The sequence below is a fragment of the Methylobacterium sp. E-041 genome, from assembly GCF_022829665.1.
GTDB lineage: Bacteria > Pseudomonadota > Alphaproteobacteria > Rhizobiales > Beijerinckiaceae > Methylobacterium.
Genome location: NZ_JAKSYQ010000022.1, coordinates 1 through 350 on the forward strand (window position 1 = coordinate 1; position 350 = coordinate 350).

1 protein-coding gene is annotated in these 350 nt (G+C 69.1%); it reads right to left on the reverse strand.

The genetic code is table 11. The features are described 5' to 3' along the window. A partial coding sequence (locus MKK70_RS00825; protein WP_243945437.1) for a HAMP domain-containing protein occupies window positions 1–350 on the reverse strand: 350 nt, incomplete at both ends.

The window sequence follows — 350 nt, forward strand, 5'->3', positions numbered from 1 at the left end:
CGTGGCCTGGGCGGTGGCGATCACCTCGCCGGCCCGCTTCGTGATCTGCGCGCCCGAATGGGTGATCTCGTCCACCGTCGCCGCCGTCTCCTGCACCGCCGCGAACTGCTCCTCCACCGACGCCGCCTGCTCCTGCGCCGAAGCACGGATCTCGGCCGCCGCCGCGTTCAGGTCCGAGGTGGCGGTACGGTTGGTGCGAGCGAGGTCGGCCAGCCCCGCTACCATCGCATTAAGGGTACGCTTCAAGCGACCGATCTCGTTGTGGCCGCCTTCCCCGAGTGTACCTGTCAGGTCGCCCTCGCCAACATGCTCGACGAAGGTCATCACCCGCCCGAGCGGCCGGACGATCA